The sequence below is a fragment of the Mesorhizobium sp. M2A.F.Ca.ET.067.02.1.1 genome (genome assembly GCF_004023285.1).
Lineage (GTDB): Bacteria > Pseudomonadota > Alphaproteobacteria > Rhizobiales > Rhizobiaceae > Mesorhizobium.
In genome coordinates, this window is the sequence record NZ_RZSB01000462.1 from 1 (window position 1) to 4872 (window position 4872).

Annotated in this window: 4 protein-coding genes and 2 pseudogenes; 1 reads left to right on the forward strand and 5 read right to left on the reverse strand. The window is 56.6% G+C overall.

Annotated elements, in window-relative coordinates:
* Positions 1-1330 (forward strand): annotated as a pseudogene (locus EOA28_RS25055) (carbamoyl phosphate synthase large subunit); the annotation flags it as partial.
* Between the two features lie 17 nt (positions 1331-1347).
* Here EOA28_RS25055 and EOA28_RS40965 read toward each other — a convergent pair.
* The 5 genes and pseudogenes from EOA28_RS40965 to EOA28_RS40425 all read right to left on the reverse strand — a co-directional run.
* Positions 1348-1773, reverse strand: coding sequence for an MAE_28990/MAE_18760 family HEPN-like nuclease (locus EOA28_RS40965; RefSeq protein WP_348527551.1), 426 nt, complete (start codon positions 1771-1773; stop codon positions 1348-1350).
* Between the two features lie 235 nt (positions 1774-2008).
* The gene (locus tag EOA28_RS25065; protein ID WP_128315396.1) at positions 2009-3133 is read right to left on the reverse strand and encodes a DUF262 domain-containing protein; all 1125 of its coding nucleotides are present in this window, start codon (positions 3131-3133) and stop codon (positions 2009-2011) included.
* A 134-nt stretch (positions 3134-3267) separates the two neighbouring features.
* A complete protein-coding gene (locus EOA28_RS25070; protein WP_127251253.1) occupies positions 3268-3660 on the reverse strand; it encodes a RidA family protein in 393 nt (130 codons plus the stop codon).
* Between the two features lie 409 nt (positions 3661-4069).
* Positions 4070-4630, reverse strand: coding sequence for a DUF4142 domain-containing protein (locus EOA28_RS25075; RefSeq protein WP_128315397.1), 561 nt, complete (start codon positions 4628-4630; stop codon positions 4070-4072).
* A 100-nt stretch (positions 4631-4730) separates the two neighbouring features.
* Positions 4731-4872 (reverse strand): annotated as a pseudogene (locus EOA28_RS40425) (DUF899 family protein); the annotation flags it as partial.

Here is a 4872-nt window from a genome sequence, read left to right on the forward strand (position 1 = left end):
GGCCGGCATCCCGATCCTCGGCACCTCGCCCGACATGATCGACCTCGCCGAGGACCGCGACCGCTTCCAGAAGCTGCTGCACAAGCTCAACCTCACCCAGCCGAAGAACGGCATCGCCTATTCGGTCGAGCAGGCGCGCCTCGTCGCCGGCGAGCTCGGCTTCCCGCTGGTGGTGCGCCCGTCCTATGTGCTCGGCGGCCGCGCCATGCAGATCATCCATGATGAAAGCATGCTGCAGACCTACCTGCTCGACACCGTGCCCGGCCTTGTGCCGGAGGACATCAAGCAGAAATACCCCAACGACAAGACCGGCCAGATCAACACGCTGCTCGGCAAGAACCCGCTGCTGTTCGACACCTATCTTTCGGGCGCCATTGAGGTCGACGTCGACTGCCTCTGCGACGGCAAGGAGACCTTTGTCTCCGGCATTCTGGAGCATATCGAGGAGGCCGGTATCCATTCGGGCGATAGCGCCTGCTCGCTGCCGACGCATTCGCTGCACCCGGACTTGGTCGACGAGCTGGAACGCCAGACCGCGGCGCTCGCCCGCGCGCTCAATGTCGGCGGCCTGATGAACGTGCAATACGCCATCCAGGACGGCACGGTCTATGTGCTGGAGGTCAACCCGCGCGCCTCGCGCACCGTGCCCTTCGTCGCCAAGACCATAGGCCGTCCCATTGCGAAGATCGCCGCACGCATCATGGCCGGCGAGACGCTGGAGAACGCCTTCGCCCATTACGGCGCCATGCCCGACCCGCGCAATCCCGGCCACATCGCGGTCAAGGAAGCCGTCTTCCCCTTCGCCCGCTTCCCCGGCGTCGACATATTGCTCGGCCCGGAGATGCGCTCGACCGGCGAAGTCATGGGCCTCGACCGCGACTTTGCGCTGGCCTTCGCCAAGAGCCAACTCGGCGCCAATGTCGACCTGCCCCGCTCCGGCACGCTGTTCGTCTCGGTCCGCGACGAGGACAAGAAGGGCATCCTGCCGGCGGTCAAGCGTTTGGCGGAACAGGGTTTCAAGGTGCTCGCCACCTCCGGCACCGCCCGCTTCCTCGCCGAGAACGGCGTGACGGCCGAGAAGATCAACAAGGTGCTGGAAGGCCGCCCCCACATCGAGGACGCCATCCGCAACCGCCAGGTCCAGATCGTCTTCAACACCACCGACGGCCAGAAGGCGGTGTCGGACTCGAAGTCGCTAAGGCGCGCGACGCTGATGCAGAAAGTGCCGTATTACACGACGCTGTCGGGCGCGGCTGCGGTGGCGGAAGCGATTGCGGCACTGCGGGCGGGGAACCTGGAGGTACGGCCGCTGCAGGAGTATTTTAGTTAAATGTTGAACCTGGAGAATTATAACCTCAAATAGGATTTGTTTATCACGCAATACTCCGTCTCAGACCTAAATCCTCTCATTGCCTCAATGATGAAGTCTGACGACAATATGAACTCGTCTTTTGTCACCGTGATAGACTCGCCATGAGCAATCTTATTTCTGACGCCCAAAACGTTCTTATCTAAATAGTCCGGATCCGGTACAACTTTCTTTGGATCAATTTTGATTAGCTTACAAATTTCAGAAAGTCTCTCATAGTTGAGGTTGCCGCCGGTTGCGATCCCTCTATCCTTGAAATTGCGAAACTGGCCATTCTCCAGCGCTTTCCAGTCAGAAATCAACGCCAACCGACTACTCAGATCCCCAGAGGCGGTAGCGTATTTGCGAAGGATTCCGCCGATTTCTGCCGCCAGGAATTCGTCAACCAGCAAAGACATCTTCATTTTCCTGACGGCGACGTACTTACGTAAGCTTCCCCCACAAATTTAACGTAGCCTTCCCAATGCGCATAGAGCAAGGCAATACCAGCTTTCCTAAGTGCAACGTCGTAACCACCGCCAACGGTAGACGTTACCTTTCTAAGATCACTTATCTCCTTAAGGCGCCAATTGAAATCCTCAGTAACATAGGAGCTAAATGTATCTTCTGATACGAATTTGCTCATGATCTAAAAACCAACTATGGCCGGAAAAACAGTGCACCAAATGGCAATGTCGATTGAAGTCTACGACTACCCGAAACTCCGGCTTTCGAAAACTCAGATACTTCAGGTTGCGCCCAGAAGCCTTTAATTCGGTCGAGTACAAACGCGACTGGATTGGGCCTTTTTAGTATCGAATCAAGGTTGCGGGCCACACCTATTGCAACAGACTCAAGCGCAACTTGGCCTACCTGACCTGTGAACGTTTGTTTGACAGGATCGTACCGACGCAACGCGTCATTGCCCGCAGCCTCGAATAGTAAGTCGAAAGTGTTATTAAAAGTCGACGTCACTTCTCCAATAGAGTCATCACTATCGGCGATATAAATAATCTTCTTATCAATATATTCTTCCACGTCGAAAGACGGGTCAAAATTATCTCTCAAAAATCCAACAAATCTCGTAACAAACTCCATAGGCTTTTGAATCTTTCTGCCCGCTCCTGTTATTCGGCTTACCCGTCGGAAGCTATCCAGTTGAGACATATCCTCAAGAACGTGAAAAAATTCCTCGCTTGCCATAATGACAGCGCAATTTCTAATCTCTTGCGGGGTTGCTATCGATCCACCGCTGTTAAGCCTTTGGAACAGATCGTACTTAGTGTGCGCGTCGCTCGGCCGTTTTAAAATTTGGAGATTGAGACGAGCTCTCTTAAATTCAAATTGCATAGGTCTCGGCAATTCCTGTTGGTCCCCAACGGCAACATCGCGAATTCGGTCGGATTCCGTCCAAACGACGTTGTCAAAAGAAGGAAGATATATGGTAGACGTCATATGCGAGGGAGGTTGCAATTTCCATGTCTTGGCGTCTCTGAGGACGCCCATGAACTCAAATATCGTAGATATCCTCTGAAGGCCGTCTATAAGCTCCCAGCTTCCTATCTTTGTCTCAAAAAGAAATATCGGAGGTATCGGAATACCGAGAAGTATCGATTCGACAAGTTTTGATTTTTGATGCTGCTCCCACCTGAACAACCTTTGAAATACCGGATTTATGGTCAATTCTTTATTTTCATACATACTGGCAAGCTCACCGATAGACATACTGAGCGAGTCAGTTCTAACTTGGCGCTGAGCTCTCTCCAACTGAATTTCAAGAGACATATTTCTACTCTTTTCCGAAGGGTTGCAATTCCGATGACAGTCAGATGCCACCGCAAGACGTCAAATCAGATGCGACAATACATCAAACCAAGGATGTTCAATATTGCTTATCGCTAGCCGCGAGGACTACGAGCTCACGCCACCGCCACACACTCAATCTCAATATCGAACTCCATCGGCCAAGACGCCACCGGCACGAAACTGCGCGCTGGCGGGTTGGTCGCAAAGTACTTCGCATAGACCCGGTTGATGGCATTGTAGAAGCCGGAATTGACGGCGTAGATGCGCACCATCACCACCTTGTCCAGCGAGGTGCCGGCCGCTTCCAGGCAGTGTTTGAGCGCCTTCAGCGAAGCCTCGGTCTGGGTTTCGATGTCGCCGCGCACCATCTCGCCGGTCACCATGTCGGCCGGCGGCGTCGCCGAGATGAATACGAAGCCGTTGGCCCGCACCGCCGTCGAGCACGGCAGCCCGAGCGCGCGCACCTTTGCCGACATCACCGGCACTTCGATGACTTCCTTGTCCATGGTGGTCCTCCCTGATTTGCGAGGGAGCTTATCGCGGCAGCGAGGGAACGCCAGCCCCCCCTTCCCCCCTTGTGGGCGGGCGGTTCGGCATTTGCCGGTGGAAAGTGCCCAGCGTAGCGTTCCTTCGCCCCCCCTCTCTGTCCTGCCGGACATCTCCCCCTCAAGGGGGGAGATTGGCAGCTTCGGCGCCTCGCCCTTCCTGCAACGTTGGAGATTGGCGAAAGCCGGCGTGACAGCTGATCTCCCCCCTTGAGGGGGTTGAGGAGCGGTCCGCGCAGCGGACGGAAAGCCAATTGCTTGGCTTTCCGAGCGACGAAAGCCCTGAGCGACAGCGAAGGGCCGGACAGTCCGGCAGGACAGAGAGGGGGGCCTCGCACCGGCACTGGCCGATTAGCTTCGCCCAAACCCCTCACTGATGCGCGACCGCCAGTTCCTTCGCATGCTTTTCGTGCATCTTGAGCACCGGCAGGGTCTTCTTGGCGAATTCCTTCAGCGCCGGGTCGTCGCCGGAATTGGCGTAGGTGGAAAACAGCGCAACCGCATCCTTATGCGCATCGGTCTGCATCTTGATGTATTTGGCGTCGAAATCCTTGCCGCTGGCGGCCTTCAGCTCATCGAGCATCTGCTGCTCCTTCGGCTGCAGCCCCGGGCCGGCGGGCTTGATCGACGCGGTGGTCTGGCCCTGACTGAGCGCGGCCTTGAAATCCTCGCCGGCCTTTGTGTGATCCTTGATCATATCGGCGGCGAAAGCCTTGACGTCGGCCGACGCCGACTTCTCCTCAGCCAGCTTGCTCGACTGGATCTCGAATGCGTTGGCGTTGGGCACGGTCGTGACGAAAGTCTGGGTGTCGACCTTATTCTGGGTCACCATCGGTCCCACGGCATCCGTATTGGTGTCGTTCGATTGGGTGAACGCAGCGGGCATGCCGGCAAGAAGCGCGACGGCGACCAGGGGCAGCAGCGTTTTCATCTCAAAACTCCGATCCGAACAGCCCCTCCGCCTTCCCCAACGCGGCATCCGCGTTGGGGTTGCCTGAAAAGGCCGACTGGCAGAACGCCCGCCCTCGCCATCAGTGGCAGTGCGTAGCAGCCGCCTGCCCGGCATATTGCAGCTGCTCATCCCAGTCCGGCCGGCCTTCCGGCGTGAAATCCATCAGGTTCCACAGGATCTCGCAGGTGCCGATGGCGCGGGGGTCTTGTCCAGGCTCGGAC